Consider the following 24,166-nt stretch of genomic DNA (forward strand, 5'->3'; position numbering starts at 1 on the left):
TCGTGATCGGACTGCGGTGACCAGCGTCGTGCAGAATCAGATTCCAGGAGGAAAGATGGTCAATATCGTGGTAGTTTCCCACAGTGCGTTACTGGCTCAGGGTGTTGCCGAGCTGGCGCAGCAAATGGCGCAGGGCGGGTGCCAATTGGCTCTCGCCGCCGGGGTGGACGATGTGGATCATCCCATCGGCACTGATGCCATTAAAGTGATGAGTGCTATTGAATCGGTTTATGATCCAACTGGCGTATTGGTATTAATGGATTTGGGTAGTGCGGTATTAAGTGCTGAAACCGCGTTGGAGTTACTGGATCCAGAGATGGCGACCCATGTGTCGTTGTGCGCTGCACCGCTGGTAGAAGGAACGCTGGCTGCGGTAGTGGCAGCATCAGCGGGGGCATCGTTGCAACAGGTTCGCGCCGAAGCCATGGGTGCATTGGCGGCGAAGATCAACCAACTGGGCGAAGAGACGGAGCAGGAAACCACGGGCAGCACGCCAGCGCTGGGTATGGATGCCAAAAGCGTCAGTTGGCTGGTGCAGAATCCCAATGGTCTTCATGTCCGTCCGGCGGCCAAACTGGTCGAGACGTTAGCTCCCTTTGATGCGGAGTTATTGCTGGAGAAAAATGGCCAGTGCGTTAATCCTCGTAGCTTGAATCAACTGGCTATTTTGCAGGTACGTAAAGGCGATACGATTCGTTTGCTGGCCAGTGGGATCCAGGCTGAACAGGTATTGGCGGCCTTTAGCCAACTTGCCCAGCAACATTTCGGTGAGTCGGTTGCAGAGGAAGATAAGCGTGAACTGGCTGGTGTCATGGTGCCGACCGGAACCGTGCGTGGCCCGATAATGCACGGGCTGCCAGCCATGACGGCCTTTATTCCACGAACCATTAGTCTCGATCAGGTACTGACCGAGCAGCAACGTTTGCAACAAGCATTACTGCGGACAGTGGCGGATTTAGAGGGATTGGCAGCGCAGGTTGCCGCAACGGTTGGGGATGAACTGGGCGCCATCTTTAGCGCTCATGCTTTGCTGATTGGTGACGAAGAGCTCCAGCAGGCCGTGGAACAACGCATTGCCAGTGAACGAGTGTGTGCGGAGTCCGCTTTGCAAAGTGAATTAATGGCCATAGCTGCGGATTATCTGGCATTGGATGATGAATATCTGCGAGTCAGGGAGCTGGATATCCGTGACATTCTTAATCGCGTACTGGGATATTTAACCGGTTTACCTGTGGCATCTCTTCAGATTGAAGGTGGCGTGTTATTGCTGGCTAAAGAACTGATGCCATCGGCATTAGCCAGCTTGAATCGCCATGATGTGAAAGGAATCTGTTTAAGTCATGGCAGCATGTTGTCCCACAGCGCCATTTTATCTCGTGCTCTGGCTATTCCGATGGCGGTGGGTGTCAGCGGATGTTTGGATGTGACTCATAATGGCATGCTGGGTGAGTTGGATACCGTCAGTGGTGTGCTGCGTATCAAAGTGTAGTCAATCTGACGCTATCTCGATAGGGAGCCTTATCTGGCTCCTTTTTATCGCATCCTAAACTACCTCTCCACCTTTAAACTGGCTAATATCCAGCCGATACCGTTTGATCTTCCGCCATAAGGTGGTGCGCCCAATACCCAGCAATATCGCCATTTCGTGAAGTTGTCCCTGGCATACCAACGCCGCGCGGATAATCGCCTGCCGCTCCAGTTCTAATAGGGATAAAACCGGCTGTGGCTGCGGAGCATCCGGCTCCAGTAATAATCTTTCCCCGAGCAAATGTTCCGGCAGATCGTTTAAGCGAATTCGGTTATGGCGGCATGACATGGCGGCACGTTCAACGACACTTTTCAGTTCTTGATCGTTACCTGGCCACGGGTATTGGTTTAACTGGCGGGTGACATCTTCATCGGTCTGGTACTGGCAGTGAAAATGTTGCCCCAGACCGTTCAGGCTATGTTGTACCAATAAGGGGATATCCTGCTGGCGCTGGCGCAGTGGTGGAATATGCAGTTCAAAGGATTGCAGGGTATAGAATAGTTGGCGGCGAAAGCGCCCTTGTTTTACCAATAGCGGCAAATCTGCGCCGGTAGCAGCGATAATACGTACATCTACGGGAATCACCCGATTGGAATTTACCCGCATTAACATGCCGGTTTTGACGATCTGCAACAGGGCGGATTGCATCTCCGGCGACAGATACTCCACCTGCTCCAAATACAGGGTTCCACCATTGGCCAGTTCGAATTTACTCGGCTGCCCAGCTTCGCCTTCGCTGGCATCACTGCCGAGAAATTCTTGTGCCATGACACTTTGCGATAAAGCCTGACAATTTAATGCAATATAAGGGCCATTGGCTCGCTCGCTGGCATTGTGAATAGCTTGCCCGAGCCGCTGTTTGCCGACGCCTTCCTCGCCGTGCAGCAAAATAGGATGTTGCCCTTTGGCTGCTTGTTTGCCGTAACGGACTAAACGGCGTATCTCCAGCGAACCCATTGGCATCTCATCGAAGGTGTGGCTGGCACGTCCTAACTGATTGTGTACCATTTTGCGCAGTAGCTCCTGCGGATGCAGCAAGGCGATGAAACCGCAGCGGTCACCGTCGGGGATCGGTTTCAGCGTTAACAATGCCGGAATAAAATGCTGTTGGCTCTCAAACGTCACTTCCACATGGCTAAGTGGACTACGTTGATGAATCGCGTGGGTGAGCAGGGCAGGTAAGGTTAATAATTGGCTGACCGGTTTTCCCAGACTATTCGCTTCATCCAATCGTAAAATCGTGGCGGCGCGCCGATTGAGATATTGTAAACAGCCCCGCTGATCCCAGGCAAGTACGCCATCTTCCATGCCATCCAGTAGGGCATTCAACTCATTCAAATGGCGGTTGGTTTCAGCCAGCAAACTATCGGTATGCAGAGAGTTACCTATTTCCCGTGCAATGGCCAATGTCAGCGGTAAATCACTGGCGGCTTTTTCCGTTAACAGGCAGCCCAGCACAATGACGGCTCGTTGCCGCCCACTGTTGTCATATACCGGCGTTGCACAGAAATGCCACGGATGTAGTGCCTGTTTGAAATGTTGCAACCCGCTGACCTGCGTAGGGTTACCTTCGGCAATAGCCAATGCTGGCGCATTGGTTCCAATCAGTCCTTCGGCCCAATAGCTGCCTTCGGCAAAGCCTAATTGTGTCAATTGGTTAAGCGTTTTTGCATGACCGCATTGCCATAGCGTACAGCCGCTTTCGTCCAGAATCAGCAGGCTACATTCACGGGATTCCATATACTCATAAGCATCTTCCAGCGCCGCCTGTCCCAAGACCAAAAGATCGTTTTTACGCTGACAAATGGATTTGAACGTTGTACCCACCGCCCGGTGAGGCGTCCGCCAAATGGCGGGCTGCATCAGTTTATGACAGCGTTGCCAGGAATCTTGCAATGCTGGCGTGATAGTTAATAGTTTGGAAACAGGAAAGACTTCAGCAACGGCTAGGGACGATTTTGACGCCAAAATATATTTACCTCACAAGGGTGAAGAGGAATGCTATTAACGCCGATTATTGCGCATATTGCTGTGAAGTTGCAGGCAAATGCGGCTTTAGCCTAATGTGGATCAGTTTTGGCGAAATAAATGACAGATTATCGAGCAGGAAGGTTTTGGTACCAGGATGTCGCCAGTAAATTTTCCCAGCGGAGTTTCGACGAGCAGCATGCTGAGTCTTTCGACACGCTGGCAAGTTCAGATGTCATCAAACAGGGCTAAAATTTCGTTCGGCTATGTGCTTGATACCAAGCGATTTTGACTATTTATCCAAAATAGAGAAATTTATCAAAAATAGAGAAGTGCAGCGGAATAACTCAGTTCATGATTAATATATTGCCCTGTTCGCCAGCTCAAGGAAATAAATATTTTTATACCAAAGTGGTGGGGAAAAATAATATCCGAGTATTACGCCAGGATATAGAGTGGGCAAAAAAAGGAATGACTCGGTAGACCGGTTATTGCTTTCAATGTCATGAGTTAATGGACGGATTCGGCGTTGGTAAGGGTATCACTGGCAAGGGTATCACTGGCAAACTCCACCTTATTTCGTCCATTCTTCTTCGCCTGATAAAGCGCTTCATCAGCTGCTTTCAATGAAGCACCTAAATCAGTGGGGTGTAGTGGTGATATTCCTGCGCTTAGTGTCACGGTAGTTGATACTTTATGATTGAATACATGAGGAATATCAAAGCCTAATACGCGCTGACGTACTCTTTCAGCCAATTGAGAAGCATATTCCTCACTGACGTGGGTAAGCAGTACCAAGAACTCTTCACCACCGTAACGTACCACGATATCGCGGGAGCGTACTGCGTCACGGATGGCTGCTGCAACGCGAACCAACGCTTGATCGCCCATGGTGTGGCCATAATTATCGTTATAGGCCTTGAAATGGTCGATATCGAGTAGCAAAACATAATGATTACCCGGTGATTGTGCCAGTAACATCCCCAGTCTATTTTCCAGCCCACGGCGGTTATACAACCCGGTTAGTGGATCTATCATACTTAAATCACTAAATTTTTCTCGTTCATCGTAAAGATGATCAACCAGTTTTCGGGTGAATTCATCACTGCGTCGCAGCATTAGATGATGCAGGCAGAAGCCGATTAACGGCAGCATAATCGTGAATATGATACGGAAAATATTCTGGAAATCGTCGAGCACAATCACTGCGATGGCAGCCGGTGCAGAGTGTAGACAAAAGGCAATAAAATTATCTGATAACGCAATAGTGCTGATAAAGAAAATAGTAAACAGACTAATTAATAAGAAATTATTTTCATCCCGACCTAAATATTCATATTTTAAAGTGACTTGCCATGCCCATAAGATGCCAAAAAAGAATGCGAATAAATTCAGTTTAATTGCATGATTCTTTGGGAAAAAGGCAATATAAAGTAAGCCAACAATACTGATGATAGCAATCATTACCACAGGGATAGTCAATTTCGGCGTATTATGTGCCGGTAATAACATATTGAAAATAGATGAAGACGCATTTAAAAATAAAAAAAGGAGTAAAGAAAGCCGATGCTTACTTTTTAATAACTGTTCGTAGGAATGGCCGTTCATATTTGATTCACTCTGTGTATGTAGTGCTGTCAGCAGATAAACAGATAATAACTTCGCGACCCAAATTTTAGGACACACGATAAATAGTTTTAATTTGAAATTATTATTATTTAAATCTTTTTAAGATTTTTCTTAAACACAAAATTACCATCTTTGGATCGGCATGTCATCATGATGTCGACTGACTAAGCAAAATGATGCACTTGGCTATAGAATACTATATGATATTGGTTATCATTATCACTTGGTGTGGGCGTTATCATGTTTGCAGCGACAATGGCAGCCTGTCGTTCGTGGTGGCTGAATGACTACTTACTGCGTCGAATTGCCAGTGGATGGGGGGCATTGCTACTCAGTGCATGTTTACCTTTGCTAGGCTGGAGTAGTTTTAGCATGACTGAGCTGCGGGGCATCATTGTAGTGGCGATGTTGGTCACTTTGCTTATGTTGTACCATCGGCGTTTGCGGCACTTTTTGCTGCTTCCAGCCTGTTTGGCAATGGCGGGTGGCGTTATGGCTATTTTGATGCATATGGATATTAATTGAGCGGTATGATTTTTTGAACAAAATAAGTTTGAGCGGAGAATATCGGGGGAGTATCAAAAACAAACGAAACGATTTGGGGATAGACTGAAAAGCGGTAAAACGAGGGCGACTCAAAGAGTCATCAGTGTGGTGCGAAGGGAGGGACTTGAACCCTCACGTCCGTAAGGACACTAACACCTGAAGCTAGCGCGTCTACCAATTCCGCCACCATCGCACATCTGATTTTACTGCTTTGATTTATGTCACCAGCTTGGTGCGAAGGGAGGGACTTGAACCCTCACGTCCGTAAGAACACTAACACCTGAAGCTAGCGCGTCTACCAATTCCGCCACCATCGCATGTGCTGTGTAACATAAATCTTGTGATTGTTTGGTGCGAAGGGAGGGACTTGAACCCTCACGTCCGTAAGAACACTAACACCTGAAGCTAGCGCGTCTACCAATTCCGCCACCATCGCGTACCTGTTCATCACTTTTGTGATGCAACCACGGAGGCGAATTCTAGAGATTTTCCTGTGCAGGTCAATACTTATTTCCCTTTATCGGGACGGTTGCTGTAAAAAACAGCGTATCCGCTTTGATTGTGCGGATTCATTGAGATATTTGGTTTTCCGGCCATATTGGTTGACAGAAGAGTGGGGCGTGGTGATAACAATCCTGAAGGTAAGCGCTGCTATTCATCCTCGATAGATTCGATAGACTCGTACAGCGTTTGGTCATAAGCCGATCGCGGTATCAACATGTTTAAGTCGTTTGATTCCGCGCAGTGAGATTGAATCTCACTGCGCGGTTTTCAAGACACATTTCAGCGTCCAGATTTAACGCTTGGTTTTTGCCCGAGGTGCGCGACCAACCGTAGCCTGATAGACCTTGAAACGACCATTCTGGGCCAGAACTTCATGGCTGCCAAAAGCCGCATCCAGCAGCGCCGGGTACGGCAAGAAGGAGTTGGCTACAATACGCAGCTTCCCCCCCACATGTAGATGGCCGGTTGCGCCACGAATTAACATTTCTGCGGCGTGGAAGCTGGTTTGTAGCCCGTCGTGGAACGGCGGGTTGGAAATGATCATATCGAAACGGCCCTGAATATCAGAGTAAACGTTGCTGGCGATGACTTCGGCTTCAATATCATTGGCTGCCAGCGTTGCACGGCTAGCATCAATGGCCGCTGCGCTAACATCGCTCAATGTCCACTTGATTTTCGGTGACTGTTTGGCCAACACTGAGGCCAGAACGCCTGCACCGCAGCCGACATCCAGTACCCGGCCTTTAAACGGCTCATTGAAGGTAGACAATAACAGGTAGCTGCCTGAATCCAGAGCATCTTTGCTGAATACACCTGGCAAGGTTTTCACCGTGACCTCACCGATTTGATAGCTGTGCCACCAAGCATCGGCATCGAATTCCGGCTGTTTATCCAAACGTCCATGATATAAACCGCAGCGACGAGCACTGTCAATTTTGTTCAATGTCACGAATTTGGCCAGCATTTCTTCTGCACTACGCACGCCACAGCGGTTTTCACCCACAATGAAAATATCGGTGCCGGTAGGCAAAATAGATAACAGATTAGCCAGTTGGAACTGAGCTTCCTGCTTGCTTTTTGGCCAGTAGTAAATCAGCGTGTCACATTGCGCCAGAAAATCGGCATCAGCCAGCAGACCGAATTGAACATTGTCTTCCAGCGTATTGCTCAGTAATTGCCAGTGGTGATATTGGTTAGTGTGAACACGCACCTCGGCGGCTTCAAACTGCGCCGGTAACGCGTCCTGTAAGTCGCCGGCAAAGATCACGCGGCGTTGAATAAACTCATCACTATGGCGCAGCATCACTTCACTGGCTGGGGTTAATGCGGACATCAGTCGTTGGCTCCTTAATAATATGATCGGGGATTATAGAGGTTTGTTGGCGCATATTCGATGTGTTTGCTAGCATAGCGCCGAAACACGGGTATCTTGACAGGAAATAGCATGGCATCAAGACGAGACTGGCTATTGCAACAGCTTGGCATTACGCAGTGGACGCTACGCCGTCCAGCCGTATTGCAGGGCGAAATTGCAGTAAGTTTACCCGAGGATATTCGCCTGCTTATTGTGGCGCAAACGCTCCCCGCTCAGGACGATCCGTTGTTGTGTGATATTCTGCACAGCCTTGGCCTGAGCACGGCTCAGGTATATAGCCTAACGCCGGATCAGGTGGCGATGTTGCCGGAAGATACGCAGTGTAACAGTTGGCGATTAGGTATCAGCGAGCCACTTGCGCTGGCCGGTACCCAATTACACAGCCCGGCGCTGGCCGAGCTTTATCAAGATGCGGGCGCAAAGCGCGCACTTTGGCAGCAGATTTGTCACCATGAAGCAGATTTCTATCCTGACACCGGTCGATCTGGCCACCGCGTTTCAGATTGAGCAAGCCAGCCACGATTTTCCGTGGACGGAAAAGACCCTGGCCAGTAATCAGGGCGAACGTTACCTCAACTATAAGCTGACGGTCGATCAGCAAATGGCTGGCTTTGCTATTACACAAATTGTATTAGACGAAGCTACGTTGTTTAATATCGCCATTGCTCCGCAGCATCAACGTCAGGGTTATGGTCGCTTGCTGCTAGAACACCTGATTGAACAGTTGGAGACGCGTGATGTCGTCACTCTCTGGCTGGAAGTCAGAGCCTCAAACGCCCGCGCCATCGCGCTGTATGACAGCCTTGGCTTTAATGAAGTGTCGGTGCGGCGTAACTACTATCCCAGCGCGAATGGGCGCGAAGATGCCATCATGATGGCGTTACCTTTGGCTTAAAGCCGGTTTCGCTGTCGTTGCTATCTTCAGCGATTGTCTATCCCGGTTAAATCAGGGAAAATATCGCGCTATAACACTGATTCTCGCTTTCCTGAATCACGCATGACCATGATGTGATGCCAGATCAGGACGGCCTAAAGTAGAAATATCTAATTATGTCTCCAAGTGAATACGCACAAGAAGTTGCGAAAAGACGCACTTTCGCCATTATTTCCCACCCCGATGCCGGTAAGACTACCATCACTGAAAAAGTGCTGTTGTTCGGACAGGCTATTCAGACCGCCGGTACGGTAAAAGGCCGTGGTTCCAACCAGCATGCCAAGTCTGACTGGATGGAAATGGAGAAACAGCGTGGTATCTCCATTACTACCTCGGTGATGCAATTCCCATATAAAGAATGTCTGGTAAACCTGCTGGATACTCCGGGACATGAAGATTTCTCTGAAGATACATACCGTACTTTGACCGCCGTCGACTGCTGTCTGATGGTGATCGATGCGGCGAAAGGGGTCGAAGACCGGACGCGTAAGCTGATGGAAGTGACCCGTCTGCGCGATACACCGATTTTGACCTTTATGAACAAACTGGATCGTGAAGTTCGCGATCCAATGGAAGTGCTGGATGAAGTAGAACGTGAGCTGAGAATTGCCTGCTCACCTATCACTTGGCCGATTGGCTGTGGTAAGTCGTTTAAAGGGGTTTATCACCTTTATAAAGATGAAACTTACCTGTATCAGACCGGCAAAGGCCATACTATTCAGGAAGTTCGTATTGTTAAGGGCTTGAATAATCCAGATCTGGATGTGGCGGTCGGTGAAGACCTGGCCAAACAATTCCGTCAGGAACTGGAACTGGTGCAGGGCGCGTCTCATGAGTTCGACCATGAGGCTTTTCTGTCCGGTGACTTAACACCGGTATTCTTCGGTACAGCATTGGGTAACTTCGGCGTGGATCACATGCTGGATGGCTTGGTTGCTTGGGCTCCAGCACCGATGCCGCGTAAAACCGATACCCGTGAAGTCGTGGCTGCGGAAGATAAATTTACCGGCTTCGTGTTTAAAATTCAGGCCAACATGGATCCGAAACACCGCGACCGCGTGGCATTTATGCGCGTGGTTTCTGGCCGTTATGAAAAAGGCATGAAACTGCGTCAGGTACGGACCAAAAAAGACGTGGTGATTTCCGATGCGTTGACCTTTATGGCCGGTGACCGTTCTCATGTGGAAGAGGCTTATGCTGGCGATATCATTGGCTTGCATAACCACGGCACGATCCAGATTGGTGATACCTTCACTCAGGGTGAAGATATGAAGTTCACCGGTATTCCGAACTTTGCACCTGAATTGTTCCGTCGTATCCGTCTGCGTGACCCGTTGAGACAGAAACAGTTATTGAAAGGTTTGGTTCAGCTTTCGGAAGAAGGTGCGGTGCAGGTATTCCGTCCTATCTCCAATAACGATTTGATCGTGGGTGCGGTCGGGGTACTACAGTTCGAGGTGGTATCTTCACGCTTGAAAAGCGAATACAACGTCGAGGCGGTGTATGAGTCGGTTAACGTCTCTACCGCTCGTTGGGTTGAATGCAGCGATGTGAAGAAATTTGAAGAGTTCAAACGTAAAAATGAACTTAATCTGGCGTTGGATGGTGGCGATAATCTGAGTTATATCGCACCAACCATGGTGAATTTGAATATTACTCAAGAACGTTATCCTGAAGTGACTTTCCGTAAAACCCGCGAGCATTAATTTCCGCTGTCAGCCTGACTCATCGGGGTATTCATTACCCCGATTATTTAATTTTATTTATTATTTTCCCAACGAAGATATTTCTAACTCATCCTTTATCGTTACCCCTTTAGGCGTATTCCTACTGTTTTTCCTTTCTAATGGTCTATATTAATTAAGGTGTTCAGTCATCATCAGGCGTAAAACATCACGCCGAATCAGCGGCTTTGACCATATCGTCGGCTGGCATTACCTTTGTAGCCAGCCTAACCATATCAGTCTCAGGCCGGCGGAGGATGATGACTGAAGATACCATTATTGTGAAGTATCCATTGAGTGAGCCACGAACGCAGTGGCTAAATAATCTGACACTGATTGGATTCACACCAAAAAGGAAAATCGATGAAAAACACTACTTTTGCCCGTTCAGTGATGGCTGTTGTTTTAGGTTCTGCTTTAATTGGCGGGAGCGTAATGGCTGAAGACACTTTACTTAATAAAGCATCCAGCACAATTGACAGCACCGGTGCGAAAATCGATAGCTCCATGAAAAAAGTGGATAACTATATGGATGAGAGCGTAACTACGGCTAAAGTTAAAAGTGCGCTGCTTGAAAATAAAAAGATTAATAGTGGTGATATTTCAGTGAAAACTGACAACGGTGTCGTCATTCTTAGTGGTTTTGTATCCAGCCAGGCTGTGGCCGAGAGTGCGGTTGCGATAGCTGGCAAAGTGGAAGGCGTAAAATCTGTCAGTGATAAACTGCATGTAAAAGATCAAAAAACACAGTCGGTTAGCGAATATGCCGGTGATGCAGCAACCACCAGTAAATTAAAAGCAAAGCTGCTGGCTGATGACATCGTACCATCACGAAAAATTACCGTGGAAACTACCGATGGCGTGGTTTTGTTGACGGGTAGTGTAGAAAATAAAGCGCAGTCTGAGCGAGCGGAAAGCATCGCCAAGAGTATTGACGGCGTGAAAAGTGTAAAAAACGATCTGAATATTAAGCCTTAACACTGCTTCTGGCCGTTGGCGAGTGCGTCAGTCTGACTTGAGAATTTAAGACTAGAAAATTGACTTGCTAGCCGTTACTTCAGTGACCAAAGGGATTTGGTCAATAGGTCATCAACGGCCAGCACGTTTGTGAGGCCGTTTTTTTAATACGAATATGAGGAGAGGCTTATGCTTCGTTGGGGCATTATTTTCTTGGTCATCGCGTTGGTCGCGGCGGCGCTCGGTTTTGGTGGTTTGGCGGGTACCGCTGCTTGGGCTGCCAAAGTCGTGTTTATCGTCGGTATCATCCTTTTCCTGATCAGCTTGTTTACCGGACGTAAACGGCTTTAGTCAAATAGCTTGATCATTCTGAACCTTTGCCGGTATCGAGGGTGACATCACTATGGTTAGTGTTAGCCAATGGACAAGCCGGTTTACCGGAGCACGGACTGGAGGGTTTAATCGCGATGGTGATGGTATATGACTGACTGCCTACTTGATTGATTATGTCTTCAGTGTTGACAAGATGGTGACGCAAGAGAGCAAGAAAGGGTATCCTCGGAGCCTATTGCTACTCATTGAGGATGGATGGTGGGATACAGAATACCTATCACTCTCGGCAATATTGAGCCGTTAGCGTATAAACCCTATCAGCCCGGAAAAATGGCGCTGGTATGCGAAGGGGGCGGTCAACGGGGGATTTTTACCGCCGGAGTGCTGGATGAGTTTCAACGCGCCCGCTTTAATCCATTTGATCTGATGATTGGAACTTCTGCCGGTGCGCAGAATTTGTCAGCTTTTGTCTGTGGCCAACCTGGCTATGCCCGCCGCGTGATCACGCGCTATACCACCAACGCCAATTTCTTTAATCCGCTACGTTTTGTGCGTGGTGGTCATCTTATTGATCTTGATTGGCTGATCACTATTACCTCTGAACAACTGCCGTTGGCGCTGGATCATGCGGAAAAATATCTGTCTGATGGTCGCGAGCTTTTAATGTGTGCTTGTCGCAGTGATGATTTCACTCCAACCTATATTGCACCGACTAAAGAAAACTGGCTGCCGGTCATCAAAGCTTCCAGTGCTATTCCTGGATTCTATCGTTCTGGCGTCGATTTGGACGGGATCAGTTATTTGGATGGTGGAATCAGCGATGCCATTCCGGTGGAAGAAGCCCATCGCCGTGGGGCAGATACGATTGTCGTGATTCGTACCGTACCGTCCCAAATGTATTACACACCGCAATGGATTAAGCGGATGGAACATTGGCTGAGTGAAAGCAGTCTGCAACAGATGGTACATATTATGCAGCAGCATGAGCACAGCTATCACCGCATTCAGAAATTCATTGAAAAGCCGCCGGGAAAATTACGTATCTTTGAAATTTTCCCACCGAAGCCTCTGGCCAGTAATGCGCTGGGCAGTCGGATAGCTTCTCTTAACCAGGATTATCATCTAGGACGCCGTTGTGGCCGTTATTTCCTGGCGGCAGTAGGCCATTGGCTATTGCCGAAAGATAATCAATTACATGAAATCAGTGACGTCACTTTCTCCCGTCGCTGGCTGAAAGCTCGCGATGAGACATTACCCACTATTAGCGCCGGACCGTTGTTTACCGAGTCTGGCAAGCTACTGCCGCCGAAACAGCTCCCCATGCCCAGCGGATTGATTTTACCGTCAAACATCAGGAAGAAAATGGCAAAGGTCATCACCCAGATGACGGCATCAGGCAAGGTGGAAAAGTCGAAAGGTGAGCAATCCTGATGTCAGCGCCTGCAATTCACACCAGTGGCTTTATCGACACGCACTGCCATTTTGATTTCCCGCCTTTCAGCGGAGCAGAGGCAGCGAGTTTGTTGTCTGCAGCAGAGGCGAATGTACGCCAGTTGATTATTCCGGCGGTCGGTGCTCAATATTTTGAGCGCATACTGAGCTTGATCAATACTTATCCACCACTCTTCGCTGCGTTGGGATTGCATCCGCTTTATATCGAACAACATCAGGAGCAGCATCTGATCCAATTGGATGCGTTGTTGGCAGAAAAATCGGAAAAAGTAGTGGCGGTTGGCGAAATTGGGTTGGATCTGTATATGGAAAACCCGCAGTTTCCCCATCAGTTGACGTTATTACAGGCGCAACTTACATTAGCCAAAAAGCATGATTTACCGGTCATTTTACATTCCCGACGCACTCACGATCAGTTAGCGGCTGCTTTACGCAAAGCGGCGTTACCGCGAACGGGCGTGGTACACGGTTTTGCCGGTAGCCTGGAACAGGCGCAAGCGTTTATCAAACTGGGTTATTACATTGGCGTCGGTGGCACCATCAGTTACCTACGGGCGCAGAAAACCCGTAACGTGATGGCGGCGTTACCATTGAGTGCTCTAGTGCTGGAAACCGATGCGCCAGATATGCCCTTGGCCGGTTTTCAGGGGCAACCAAACCGACCAGAAAGAGCGGTGGAGATTTTTTCTATCCTATGTGAATTGAGAACAGAATCAGCCGAAGAAATCGCCAAGCAACTTTATACCAATAGTTTGTGCCTGTTTAATCTCCCTCCTGCATCATAATTAATCGTCTTAATCTTTCAGGCTATCACTACGTTGGCGGCTTTTATTTGCCCTGATTATTTAGCAATGCCTTGGTTTTAGTGAGGCAACGTCCTATTACTACTAATTCAAATCATTATTATGTGAACAATCTCACAAAATTAATTTTTTTATTGCTTCTTTTTGTGTTTATTTGTGACAAGGATTGTATGCGATTTAAACCATAACGCTATAATCCCCCGCATTCAAACCGAGGTATGTGACCTGATCGCATATCAAATAACGTTATATTTAATTTTAATACATACAAACAGGGATCATCGGATGCAACCCATCATGAGTTTGGTCGGGATGGCGGTACTGATATTCATTGCCGTTCTGCTCTCCAGCAACTTTAGAGCAATTAATATCCGCACCGTTGTCGGTGCCTTTATTCTTCAAATCGGTATTGGGGCGTTAGTGCTATACGTCCCAATTGGCCGCCGCATCTTGGGTGGCATGTCTGAAGGCGTTGCGAACGTTATTGCTTATGGTAATGAAGGCATTTCATTTATTTTCGGTGGCCTGGTTTCCGATAAAATGTTTGAAGTCTTTGGCGGCGGTGGCTTCGTGTTTGCGCTGCGCGTGCTGCCGGTTATTGTTTTCTTCTCATCTCTGATTGCGGTGCTGTACTACCTTGGCATCATGCAGTTGGTGATCCGTGTATTGGGTGGCGGTTTACAAAAACTGCTGGGTACTTCCCGTACCGAATCCCTGTCAGCAACGGCTAATATCTTTGTCGGCCAGACTGAAGCTCCATTGGTTGTTCGTCCCTATATCTCCACCATGACTCAATCCGAACTGTTCGCTGTCATGTGCGGTGGCTTGGCATCCGTCGCTGGCTCGGTGTTGGCGGGTTATGCGCAAATGGGCGTGCCGTTGGAATATCTGATTGCGGCGTCCTTTATGGCTGCTCCGGGTGGTTTACTGTTTGCCAAATTGATGGTGCCAGAAACGGAGAAAACCCATGACCATGAAGATGCAACCAAGTTAATTCCTGAAGCTGATCGCCCGGCTAACGTTATTGATGCTGCGGCATCCGGTGCGGCTGCGGGGATGCAATTGGCGCTGAACGTGGGTGCAATGTTATTGGCATTCATTGCATTGATTGCTTTACTGAATGGAATGTTGGGGGGCATTGGTGGTTGGTTTGATTATCCGCAACTGTCGCTGGAATTGATTCTTGGCTGGGTCTTCTCGCCGATTGCGTTCCTGATTGGTGTGCCGTGGAGTGAAGCCATGGTTGCCGGCTCCTTTATCGGTCAGAAAGTCATTGTCAACGAATTCGTAGCCTTTATGAACTTCGGCCAATATCTACAGGCTGATGATCTGGTTATCGCTGCTGGCCTGCCGGTGCTTTCGGATCATACCAAAGCGATTATTTCTTTCGCTCTGTGCGGTTTTGCCAACCTATCATCCGTCGCGATTTTACTGGGTGGTTTGGGCAGTATGGCACCGAATCGTCGCCATGATATCGCCCGTTTCGGCTTGAAAGCTGTCGCGGCGGGTACTTTGTCTAACCTGATGAGTGCCACTATCGCCGGTTTCTTCCTGGCTCTGTAATACCGGCGATTTTGTCATCTCCGAGCTGGTGGGGTGTCTCTTTCACCTCGCCAGCCCGCTTCCTCGCCATACTGTTCCTCACTCTTTGTGGACCTATCAGTCACGGGTACCACGCGTCATTCGATGGATAGGCTATTCTTGATGCAAGTGATAAAGATAGGTTGCACTCATCGATAAAATCAGGTTATTTCGTGACTGTATTCACATATAATCCAAGTCTGTTACAAATAACTGTTAATTAATGTGAGCACTAACACATCTCATTTGGGCGCTACATGTTCAAATAGAGATAGCTGGCTTTTCTTGCGGAAAAGCTATGTGCGGTGAGATGGATCTCAGTTGCCGCTACGGGAGCAATCCCAAAGGCGCTATCTTCAAGGAACCAAGTCCGCTCGCCAACGTGTTGAACGACATGGCCTCGAATTTCCATCGGAAATCACTGTCAGTTCATAAATAAATGCTCGGTTTTGGCACAGTGCCGAAGCTGAAATAGAGTTGGAGAGTTTTATGACCGATTTAACCGCCAGCGCCAAGCGTGCGCTCAGTTTGATGGATTTAACCACCCTGAATGAAGATGATACCGATCAGAAAGTCATCGATCTTTGCCATCAGGCAAAAAGCCCGGCGGGTAACACTGCGGCTGTCTGTATTTATCCTCGTTTTATTCCGGTAGCCCGCAAAGCGCTGCGTGAGCAGGGTACGCCTGATATCCGCATTGCAACGGTGACCAATTTCCCTCATGGCAATGACAATATCGAGATCGCATTAGCGGAAACTCGTGCGGCAATCGCCTACGGCGCAGATGAAGTGGACGTGGTCTTCCCTTATCGTGCGTTGATGGCCGGTAACGATAAAGTGGGCTTTGAGCTGGTAACAGTGTGCAAAGAAGCTTGTGCGGCAGCCAATGTTTTGCTGAAAGTGATCATTGAAACTGGTGAACTGAAACAAGCGCATTTGATCCGTCAAGCATCGGAAATTGCGATTAAAGCCGGTGCTGATTTTATCAAAACCTCAACTGGGAAAGTGCCGGTTAACGCGACGCTGGAAAGTGCGGACATTATGATTCGTACGATCCATGATTTGGGCGTTGGCAAACAGGTTGGCTTTAAGCCTGCAGGCGGTGTGCGCACTGCGCAAGATGCGGCGGCGTTCCTGAAACTGGCTGATGACATCATGGGAGAGGGTTGGGCTGATGCTCGTCACTTCCGCTTTGGTGCCTCCAGTTTGCTGGACAGCTTATTGACCACCTTGGGTCATCAAAGCACCGCCAAAACCAGCGGTTATTAACCATTATTGACAGGCGACGGGCAAAAGCCCGCCGTATTGCTATTGCTGAAAGGGTTAAATGACCTTTTCAATTTCCTATTCAGGTCAAACAGGGGGATGCCTTGTTTCTGGCACAAGAAATTATCCGTAAAAAGCGCGACGGTCATCCATTGAGCGAAGAGGAAATTCGTTTCTTTATCAATGGTATTCGCGATAACGTTGTTTCCGAAGGTCAAATCGCTGCTTTGGCGATGACCATTTATTTCCATGATATGAGCATGCCTGAACGTGTGGCACTGACCATGGCGATGCGCGATTCTGGCACCGTACTGGATTGGAAAAGCCTCAAACTGAACGGCCCTATTGTGGATAAGCATTCCACCGGTGGTGTCGGCGATGTGACTTCTCTGATGCTCGGGCCAATGGTTGCTGCTTGTGGCGGTTATGTGCCGATGATTTCAGGTCGTGGCCTTGGTCATACCGGTGGCACCCTGGATAAACTGGAAGCCATTCCGGGGTTTGATATTTTCCCAGATGATCATACATTCCGTCAGATTATTCAGGACGTTGGTGTGGCGATTATTGGCCAAACCAGTTCATTGGCACCGGCAGATAAGCGTTTCTACGCCACCCGTGATATCACGGCGACCGTGGACTCCATCCCACTGATTACCGCCTCCATTCTGGCGAAGAAACTGGCCGAAGGTCTGGATGCGTTGGTGATGGACGTGAAAGTCGGCTCTGGTGCCTTTATGCCTACCTATCAATTGTCTGCCGATCTGGCACAGGCGATTGTTGGCGTAGCCAACGGCGCAGGTTGCAAAACGACGGCGCTGCTGACAGATATGAATCAGGTATTGGCTTCCAGCGCCGGTAATGGCGTCGAAGTGCGTGAAGCTGTACGTTTCCTGACTGGCGAATATCGCAATCCACGTTTGCTGGAAGTGACGATGGCGTTGTGCGTCGAAATGCTGCTTTCCGGTGGATTGGCGGATTCCGATGCAGATGCGCGCACCAAATTGCAGGCGGTGCTGGATAACGGCAAAGCGGCCGAAATATTGGGTCGTATGGTTGCGGCACAGAAAGGCCCGACTGATTTCATTGAACGCTACGACAGTTACCTGCCAGTGGCCATGCTTAGTAAGCCGGTATTTGCCGAAGCTCCGGGCATTATCACTGCGATGGATACCCGAGCGCTAGGGATGTCGGTGGTAGCGCTGGGCGGTGGTCGTCGTCGTGCCACCGATCCCATTGACTACAGTGTCGGCCTGACCGATATGGCGCGTCTGGGTGATCAAATGGATCAAGAACGGCCATTGGCTGTGATCCATGCCAATAATGAAGACGATTGGCAGCAGGCAGCCGATGCGGTTCGCGCTGCAATGACGCTGGGTGATAAAGCGCCAGAAGAGACCCCGGTGGTTTATCGTCGGATTATCGAATAAGCTTCATTTATTCATTACGAATTTGGCGCAGTACGGCAGGTGGTCGTACTGCACCCACAGCGTGAATGCACGCAGGAGAACATGATGAAACGTACATTTATTATGGTATTAGACTCATTCGGTATCGGTGCCAGTGCTGACGCGAACAAGTTTGGTGATGAAGGTGCCAATACATTGGGCCACATTGCTGAAACCTGCGCCCGTGGTGAGGCTGATATCGGCCGTAAAGGCCCCCTGACGTTGCCTAACCTGAGCCGTCTGGGATTGGGTAAAGCAGCGGAAGAATCCTGCGGAACTTTCCCGGTTGGTTTGGATAAAAATGCTGAGATCATCGGTGCTTACGGCTATGCTAGCGAGCTTTCTTCCGGTAAAGACACGCCGTCAGGTCACTGGGAAATCGCGGGTGTTCCTGTGTTGTTTGATTGGGGTTATTTCAGCGACGTGGAAAACAGCTTTCCACCAGAATTGCTGGAAAAACTGGTTAAACGCGCCAATTTGCCGGGTTATCTGGGCAACTGTCACTCTTCCGGGACCGTGATTCTGGATCAACTGGGCGAAGAGCACATGAAAACCGGTAAGCCGATTTTCTATACTTCCGCTGACTCGGTATTCCAGATTGCTTGCCACGAAGAAACCTTTGGCCTCGATCGTTTGTATGAACTGTGTGAAATAGCGCGTGAAGAACTGACTGAAGGCGGCTACAACATTGGTCGTGTGATCGCTCGTCCGTTCCTCGGTGACAAGCCAGGCAACTTCCAGCGCACTGGCAACCGCCACGATTTGGCGGTAGAGCCACCGGCACCGACCGTGCTGAAAAAACTGGTAGAAGAGAAGCAGGGCAACGTGGTTTCTATCGGAAAGATCGCCGATATCTACGCCAACGTCGGTATCACCCATAAAGTCAAAGCTACGGGCATTGATGCACTGTTTGATGCGACGCTACAAGAAATAGAAAAAGCCGGTGATAACACCATCGTCTTCACCAATTTTGTTGATTTTGATTCTTCCTACGGACATCGCCGTGATGTTGCGGGTTATGCTGCTGCATTGGAACTGTTCGACCGCCGCCTGCCAGAATTGCTGGCACGGGTGAAAGATGACGACATGATTATCTTTACCGCCGACCACGGTTGCGATCCAACCTGGCCAGGCAGCGACCATACCCGTGAGCACATCCCGGTTTTGGTTTATGGCCCAAAAGTAAAACCGGGTTCTCTGGGGCACCGCGATACCTTTGCCGATATCGGTCAGACCGTGGCCCAATACTTTGATTTGTCACCGATGGATTACGGCAAACCCATGCTTTGATTACCCATACCGGATCGCATCGCGCGCTCCGGTCAGTAATTTATTATTTTAATTTTTTGATTTATAAGGAAGATAATTATGGCTACGCCACATATCAATGCTGAAATGGGTGATTTTGCTGACGTTGTTCTGATGCCAGGCGACCCGCTGCGTGCAAAATTCATCGCAGAGAAATTCCTGCAAGACGTTCGTGAAGTCAACAACGTGCGTGGCATGTTGGGTTTCACCGGGACTTATAAAGGCCGTAAAATCTCTGTCATGGGCCACGGTATGGGGATCCCATCCTGCTCAATTTATGCCAAAGAATTGATCACGGATTTTGGCGTGAAGAAAATCATCCGCGTAGGTTCTTGTGGTGCGGTACGTAACGACGTAAAACTGCGTGATGTAGTGATTGGTATGGGGGCTTGCACCGATTCTAAAGTGAACCGTATGCGTTTCAAAGATCACGATTATGCCGCTATTGCTGATTTTGATATGGTGCGTAACGCAGCCGATGCCGCGAAAGCGAAAGGTATTCCTACTCGCGTCGGTAACATTTTCTCCGCTGATTTGTTCTATACGCCAGATCCGCAAATGTTCGACGTGATGGAAAAATACGGCATCTTGGGTGTAGAAATGGAAGCTGCTGGTATCTACGGCGTAGCGGCAGAGTTTGGTGCGAAAGCGCTGACTATCTGTACCGTTTCCGACCATATCCGTACCGGTGAGCAAACTACGGCAGAAGAACGCCAGACGACTTTCAATGATATGATTGAAATTGCTTTGGAATCTGTTCTGTTGGGCGATAAAGAGTCCGCATAAACTATTTTGCCAGAGTCGCATTGTTCGCTGCGGCTCTGGTTAATCGTGACTGATTACTCCAGATATCTCTATTGAGTCACCCTTGGCAAAAACATTATCCGGTGTGCCGTAAAACCTCGGCCTTCTGAACTAAACCTATTTCTTGTCCTCTGCGGCGGTTTTTTCCGCCGGACGATCAGCAGATATCGGTTCCTCGCTGTCACTACTGTCTTCTTCCACTGGCGTATTCGCGGTAAGCAGATAAGGGGATTGCTGCCAGCGGCTGCGGCGGTGCTGTAACAAGGTGCGAGCCAGAATAATGCCGACGGCCAGTGCCACCAAGATCATCAAACGCAGTAAGTTGGTGGTATTGTCCACCTGCTTGGATTCGGTGGCCAGTACGTGAGTATCCAAAGTCATACGTAAAAAACCGCTCGGCCCATTTTTGCCGGGAATCATCTCTACAATCTGATGATTGAAATAGCTACCGGGGCGTTTGCCATCCAATGCTAATCGATCCCGAACCTTGACCTTTTCCCCTGAATCCGCCACCAAAGTACCGTCAATGAGATACACACTGGCGTCCAATATACGACTGGACTGCGTCAATTGCGTAAGGACTTCGTCGACTTTCTGGCTGTCTACATCATCATTATTGCTATCCATTATCGGTGACAAGCTAAAGGCCACCTGTCTCGCCAACGTTTTTGCCAGCTCCTCCACTTGTTCGGAACGCGCCAACTGATGGCTGAGACTGAAATAGGATGCGCCCTGCATCAAAATAACCAGCAAAGCAAGACAAATCAATACGATAGCAGTGCGATGTAACCGAAATTTTAATTTAGCCCGTGCCATGCGGGATCCTTGTGCGTTTGGGTGACTTTATGTTGCCAGAAGCAAGGGCGATAGGATAGCTTGATGCGTCGTTTTGCCCTTCATCTTTCGCGCTGTTGCGGTCCCCAGTCACTTGACGGACCAAGCTACTGAGGCGTTGCTCAGTTGTCATCTTGCTGCAACGGGAAAACGATGGGGTATATTATGATTCATTTTTCGTCGCACTAAGGTGTTGGCGGTTTTTGTTTACATTTGTTCGCTTCCGCAATAGCGAAAGCTATTAGGTATATAATGATCCATCTTTCACGTTGTTGTCTTATCGCTACGGTGAATCTATTGGGTTTACCTTACCGAGTCTGGTTTTCTACAGGAGTTTTTTCATGTCTAACAGTCTGACCTATTGCGATCTCCCAGCGGAGATTTACCAGTGGCCGGGTTTGCCGCTTTCATTGAGTGGTGACGAAGTCATGCCGCTGGATTATCGGGCGGGCCACACAGGTTGGCTGTTATACGGCAAAAAGCTGGATAAACAACGAATTACTGACTTCCAGCGTAGATTGGGCGCAGCGATGGTGATTGTCTCAGCCTGGTGTGTGGATAATTATCAGGTAATTCGTCTGGCCGGCAGCCTGACACCACGCATCAAAACGCTGGCAGATGAAAGCGAGCTGGATGTGGTTCCATTAGGTGCGATTCCCCATTTACGTTCGCCAGGCCTATTGGTGATGGATATGGATTCGACCGCCATTCAAATCGAATGTATCGATGAGATCGCCAAGTTGGCCGGCGTAGGCGACGAAGTGGCCGCCGTAACTGAGCGAGCGATGCAAGGGGAACTGGATTTCTCTACCAGCCTGCGCCAGCGGGTCGGAGCCTTAAAAGGAGCCGATGCCAATATCCTTAAACAAGTGCGGGATACCTTGCCGCTGATGCCCGGTCTGGTCACTTTAGTACAAAAATTACAGGCGCTCGATTGGCACGTAGCCATAGCTTCAGGCGGATTCACCTATTACGCCGAATATTTGCGAGATAAGCTGCACTTAGTCGCGGTAGCAGCCAATGAACTGGAAATCAGAGATGGCAAACTCACCGGCAAAGTTCTAGGGCCAATCGTCGATGCGCAATATAAAGCAGATACCCTAATCAAACTAGCCGAAAAATTGTCCATTCCAATCCAGCAAACGATCGCCATAGGTGATGGAGCCAACGACCTGAAAATGATACAAGCCGCAGGCCTGGGCCTAGCGTTCCACGCCAAGCCAAAAGTGTACGCCAAAGCCAAAGTGGCGATTCGGCATGGTGATTTAATGAGTGTTTTGTGTATTCTTAGTGGCAGTTTGAAACACGAGGAGCGGTAATCCCCTGCGTCCTTGACGCTACAGCGTTGTTAGCGGCTCTCACGCACCCGAATCACTTACTGATGTAAGCTCATCGGGATTTGCTCGTTTGCTGCCTAGCTGTAACGCCAATGCCTTTGGGGATGGTTGTCTGCGTCCTTGATGCTACAGCGTTGTTAGCGGCTCTCACGCACCCGAATCACTTACTGATGTAAGCTCATCGGGATTTGCTCGTTTGCTGCCTAGCTGTAACGCCAATGCCTTTGGGGATGGTTGTCTGCGTCCTTGACGCTACAGCGTTGTTAGCGGCTCTCACGCACCCGAATCACTTACTGATCTAAGCTCATCGGGATTTGCCTAGCTGCAACGCCAATGACTTTGGGGATGGTTGTTTAAATTGACTATTAAATCGTAACCTTGAGGAAAAAACGTGGCTAAAGCACCAAAACGCGCATTTGTTTGTAATGAGTGCGGCGCAGATTACCCGCGCTGGCAGGGGCAATGTAGTGCCTGTAATGCCTGGAATACCATTACCGAAGTGCGTCTGGCTGCGACAACGCCTTCTTCACGCAACGATCGTCTGGGTGGCTATGCGGGTGACGCGGGAATTAGCCGGGTACAGAAACTATCAGATATCAGTTTGGACGAATTACCGCGCTTCACTACCGGTTTTCTTGAGTTTGACCGAGTACTGGGCGGTGGCGTCGTGCCCGGCAGTGCCATTCTCATTGGTGGTAATCCCGGTGCCGGGAAAAGTACACTATTGTTACAAGTATTGTGCAAGCTGTCCGAAAACATGAAAACCCTGTATGTCACCGGCGAAGAATCACTGCAACAGGTCGCGATGCGTGCCCATCGTTTGGGATTGCCGACCGCCAATTTGAATATGTTATCTGAAACCAGTATTGAACAGATTTGCCTGATTGCCGAACAGGAACAGCCAAAACTGATGGTGATCGACTCCATTCAGGTGATGCATATGGCGGATATTCAATCTTCGCCAGGCAGCGTGGCTCAGGTGCGTGAAACTGCTGCCTATCTGACGCGTTTTGCCAAAACCCGTGGCGTCGCTATCGTGATGGTTGGTCATGTCACCAAAGATGGGTCGCTGGCTGGGCCGAAAGTATTAGAGCACTGTATTGACTGCTCGGTCATGTTGGATGGCGACGGCGACTCCCGTTTTCGGACGTTACGCAGCCATAAAAACCGTTTTGGTGCGGTCAATGAGCTGGGCGTGTTTGCCATGACCGAACAAGGCCTGCGTGAAGTCAGCAACCCGTCGGCTATTTTCCTTAGCCGTGGCGATGAAGTGACCTCGGGTAGCTCGGTGATGGTGGTGTGGGAAGGAACTCGGCCGCTGTTGGTAGAGATTCAGGCGCTGGTGGATCATTCGATGATGTCCAACCCGCGCCGGGTTGCCGTTGGTCTGGAACAGAATCGACTGGCGATCCTGCTGGCGGTATTGCATCGTCACGGCGGGTTACAGATGTCGGATCAGGATGTCTTCGTTAACGTGGTCGGCGGTGTTAAGGTCACGGAAACCAGTGCAGACCTGGCGCTATTAATGTCACTGGTATCCAGCCTGCGGGATCGGCCGTTGCCGCAGGATTTGGTGGTATTCGGTGAAGTGGGGCTGGCGGGTGAGATTCGTCCAGTACCCAGTGGCCAGGAACGTATTTCTGAAGCGGCCAAACACGGATTTAAACGAGCGATAGTGCCATATGCCAATATGCCGAAGAAACCGCTGCCGAATATGCAGGTTTTCGGGGTCAAGAAACTGGCGGATGCGTTGGCGGTTTTAGACGATCTGTAGCGCCATTTAGTCGTGTCGTTCAGGCAGCATATTGTGGTATTTTTGTTTAGCGTGCTAAACAGGA

General features: G+C 49.2%; 20 protein-coding genes and 3 tRNA genes. 16 read left to right on the plus strand and 7 right to left on the minus strand.

Features of this window, described 5'->3' with window-relative positions; all coding sequences use genetic code 11:
- Positions 1-55: 55 nt before the first annotated feature.
- Positions 56-1,489, plus strand: coding sequence for a dihydroxyacetone kinase phosphoryl donor subunit DhaM (dhaM, locus tag DJ39_RS05510; RefSeq protein WP_038245360.1), 1,434 nt, complete (start codon positions 56-58; stop codon positions 1,487-1,489).
- Between the two features lie 54 nt (positions 1,490-1,543).
- On the opposite strand, the gene dhaR is transcribed toward dhaM, so the two are convergent.
- Positions 1,544-3,436, minus strand: a complete 1,893-nt coding sequence (gene dhaR / locus DJ39_RS05515; RefSeq protein ID WP_038245388.1) for a dihydroxyacetone kinase operon transcriptional regulator DhaR — start codon at positions 3,434-3,436, stop codon at positions 1,544-1,546.
- A gap of 570 nt (positions 3,437-4,006) precedes the next feature.
- Entirely contained in the window at positions 4,007-5,104 is a 1,098-nt protein-coding gene (locus DJ39_RS05520) for a GGDEF domain-containing protein (protein ID WP_004722902.1), read from the minus strand.
- 261 nt (positions 5,105-5,365) lie between these two features.
- Here DJ39_RS05520 and DJ39_RS05525 point away from each other — a divergent pair, with 261 nt between their 5' ends.
- The gene (locus DJ39_RS05525) at positions 5,366-5,650 is read left to right on the plus strand and encodes a DUF1435 family protein (RefSeq protein WP_038245363.1); all 285 of its coding nucleotides are present in this window, start codon (positions 5,366-5,368) and stop codon (positions 5,648-5,650) included.
- A gap of 127 nt (positions 5,651-5,777) precedes the next feature.
- On the opposite strand, the gene DJ39_RS05530 is transcribed toward DJ39_RS05525, so the two are convergent.
- From DJ39_RS05530 to rsmC, 4 genes are all read right to left on the minus strand, one after another.
- A tRNA-Leu gene (locus tag DJ39_RS05530) sits at positions 5,778-5,864 on the minus strand.
- Between the two features lie 37 nt (positions 5,865-5,901).
- A tRNA-Leu gene (locus tag DJ39_RS05535) sits at positions 5,902-5,988 on the minus strand.
- A 32-nt stretch (positions 5,989-6,020) separates the two neighbouring features.
- Positions 6,021-6,107 (minus strand) — tRNA-Leu (locus DJ39_RS05540).
- Between the two features lie 360 nt (positions 6,108-6,467).
- The gene (rsmC, locus tag DJ39_RS05545) at positions 6,468-7,508 is read right to left on the minus strand and encodes a 16S rRNA (guanine(1207)-N(2))-methyltransferase RsmC (RefSeq protein ID WP_004723207.1); all 1,041 of its coding nucleotides are present in this window, start codon (positions 7,506-7,508) and stop codon (positions 6,468-6,470) included.
- 111 nt (positions 7,509-7,619) lie between these two features.
- On the opposite strand from rsmC, the gene DJ39_RS05550 reads away from it, so the two are divergent.
- The 12 genes from DJ39_RS05550 (at position 7,620) to deoD (ending at position 20,139) form a co-directional block, all read left to right on the plus strand.
- Positions 7,620-8,057: a DNA polymerase III subunit psi gene (locus DJ39_RS05550; protein ID WP_004723205.1), complete on the plus strand. Its 438-nt coding sequence runs from the start codon at positions 7,620-7,622 to the stop codon at positions 8,055-8,057.
- A complete protein-coding gene (gene rimI, locus DJ39_RS05555) occupies positions 8,002-8,445 on the plus strand; it encodes a ribosomal protein S18-alanine N-acetyltransferase (protein ID WP_038245366.1) in 444 nt (147 codons plus the stop codon). Before DJ39_RS05550 ends, rimI begins: the two co-directional genes overlap by 56 nt.
- Positions 8,446-8,600: 155 nt before the next feature.
- A complete protein-coding gene (gene prfC, locus DJ39_RS05560) occupies positions 8,601-10,190 on the plus strand; it encodes a peptide chain release factor 3 (protein ID WP_004723203.1) in 1,590 nt (529 codons plus the stop codon).
- Between the two features lie 381 nt (positions 10,191-10,571).
- Positions 10,572-11,186, plus strand: coding sequence for a molecular chaperone OsmY (gene osmY / locus DJ39_RS05565; RefSeq protein WP_004723200.1), 615 nt, complete (start codon positions 10,572-10,574; stop codon positions 11,184-11,186).
- 168 nt (positions 11,187-11,354) lie between these two features.
- Positions 11,355-11,516 carry a DUF1328 domain-containing protein gene (locus tag DJ39_RS17340; protein WP_004723199.1) on the plus strand — a complete coding sequence of 54 codons (162 nt, stop codon included), beginning with the start codon at positions 11,355-11,357 and terminating at the stop codon, positions 11,514-11,516.
- A gap of 237 nt (positions 11,517-11,753) precedes the next feature.
- Positions 11,754-12,929, plus strand: a complete 1,176-nt coding sequence (locus DJ39_RS05570) for a patatin-like phospholipase family protein (RefSeq protein WP_004723196.1) — start codon at positions 11,754-11,756, stop codon at positions 12,927-12,929.
- Positions 12,929-13,735 (plus strand): TatD family hydrolase, encoded by an 807-nt coding sequence (locus DJ39_RS05575; RefSeq protein ID WP_038245372.1) that lies wholly within the window; start codon positions 12,929-12,931, stop codon positions 13,733-13,735. Before DJ39_RS05570 ends, DJ39_RS05575 begins: the two co-directional genes overlap by 1 nt.
- Before the next feature lie 315 nt (positions 13,736-14,050).
- On the plus strand, positions 14,051-15,316 hold the full coding sequence (locus DJ39_RS05580) for a NupC/NupG family nucleoside CNT transporter (RefSeq protein ID WP_170854664.1): 1,266 nt from the start codon (positions 14,051-14,053) through the stop codon (positions 15,314-15,316).
- Between the two features lie 507 nt (positions 15,317-15,823).
- The gene (gene deoC / locus DJ39_RS05585) at positions 15,824-16,603 is read left to right on the plus strand and encodes a deoxyribose-phosphate aldolase (protein WP_004723191.1); all 780 of its coding nucleotides are present in this window, start codon (positions 15,824-15,826) and stop codon (positions 16,601-16,603) included.
- Positions 16,604-16,704: 101 nt separating this feature from the next.
- Positions 16,705-18,027 (plus strand): thymidine phosphorylase, encoded by a 1,323-nt coding sequence (deoA, locus tag DJ39_RS05590; RefSeq protein WP_004723189.1) that lies wholly within the window; start codon positions 16,705-16,707, stop codon positions 18,025-18,027.
- 84 nt (positions 18,028-18,111) lie between these two features.
- Positions 18,112-19,335: a phosphopentomutase gene (deoB, locus tag DJ39_RS05595; RefSeq protein WP_038245376.1), complete on the plus strand. Its 1,224-nt coding sequence runs from the start codon at positions 18,112-18,114 to the stop codon at positions 19,333-19,335.
- Between the two features lie 78 nt (positions 19,336-19,413).
- Positions 19,414-20,139, plus strand: coding sequence for a purine-nucleoside phosphorylase (gene deoD / locus DJ39_RS05600; RefSeq protein WP_004723185.1), 726 nt, complete (start codon positions 19,414-19,416; stop codon positions 20,137-20,139).
- A gap of 135 nt (positions 20,140-20,274) precedes the next feature.
- Here deoD and DJ39_RS05605 read toward each other — a convergent pair whose 3' ends face one another.
- The gene (locus tag DJ39_RS05605; RefSeq protein ID WP_004723183.1) at positions 20,275-20,973 is read right to left on the minus strand and encodes a YtjB family periplasmic protein; all 699 of its coding nucleotides are present in this window, start codon (positions 20,971-20,973) and stop codon (positions 20,275-20,277) included.
- 359 nt (positions 20,974-21,332) lie between these two features.
- Between DJ39_RS05605 and serB the strand changes: the two genes are divergently transcribed.
- Positions 21,333-22,310, plus strand: a complete 978-nt coding sequence (serB, locus tag DJ39_RS05610) for a phosphoserine phosphatase (RefSeq protein ID WP_038245378.1) — start codon at positions 21,333-21,335, stop codon at positions 22,308-22,310.
- 409 nt (positions 22,311-22,719) lie between these two features.
- Positions 22,720-24,102 (plus strand): DNA repair protein RadA, encoded by a 1,383-nt coding sequence (gene radA / locus DJ39_RS05615; RefSeq protein WP_004721071.1) that lies wholly within the window; start codon positions 22,720-22,722, stop codon positions 24,100-24,102.
- The last annotated feature ends 64 nt before the right edge of the window (positions 24,103-24,166 follow it).

The sequence above is a fragment of the Yersinia ruckeri ATCC 29473 genome, assembly GCF_000754815.1.
Taxonomy (GTDB): Bacteria; Pseudomonadota; Gammaproteobacteria; order Enterobacterales; family Enterobacteriaceae; genus Yersinia; species Yersinia ruckeri.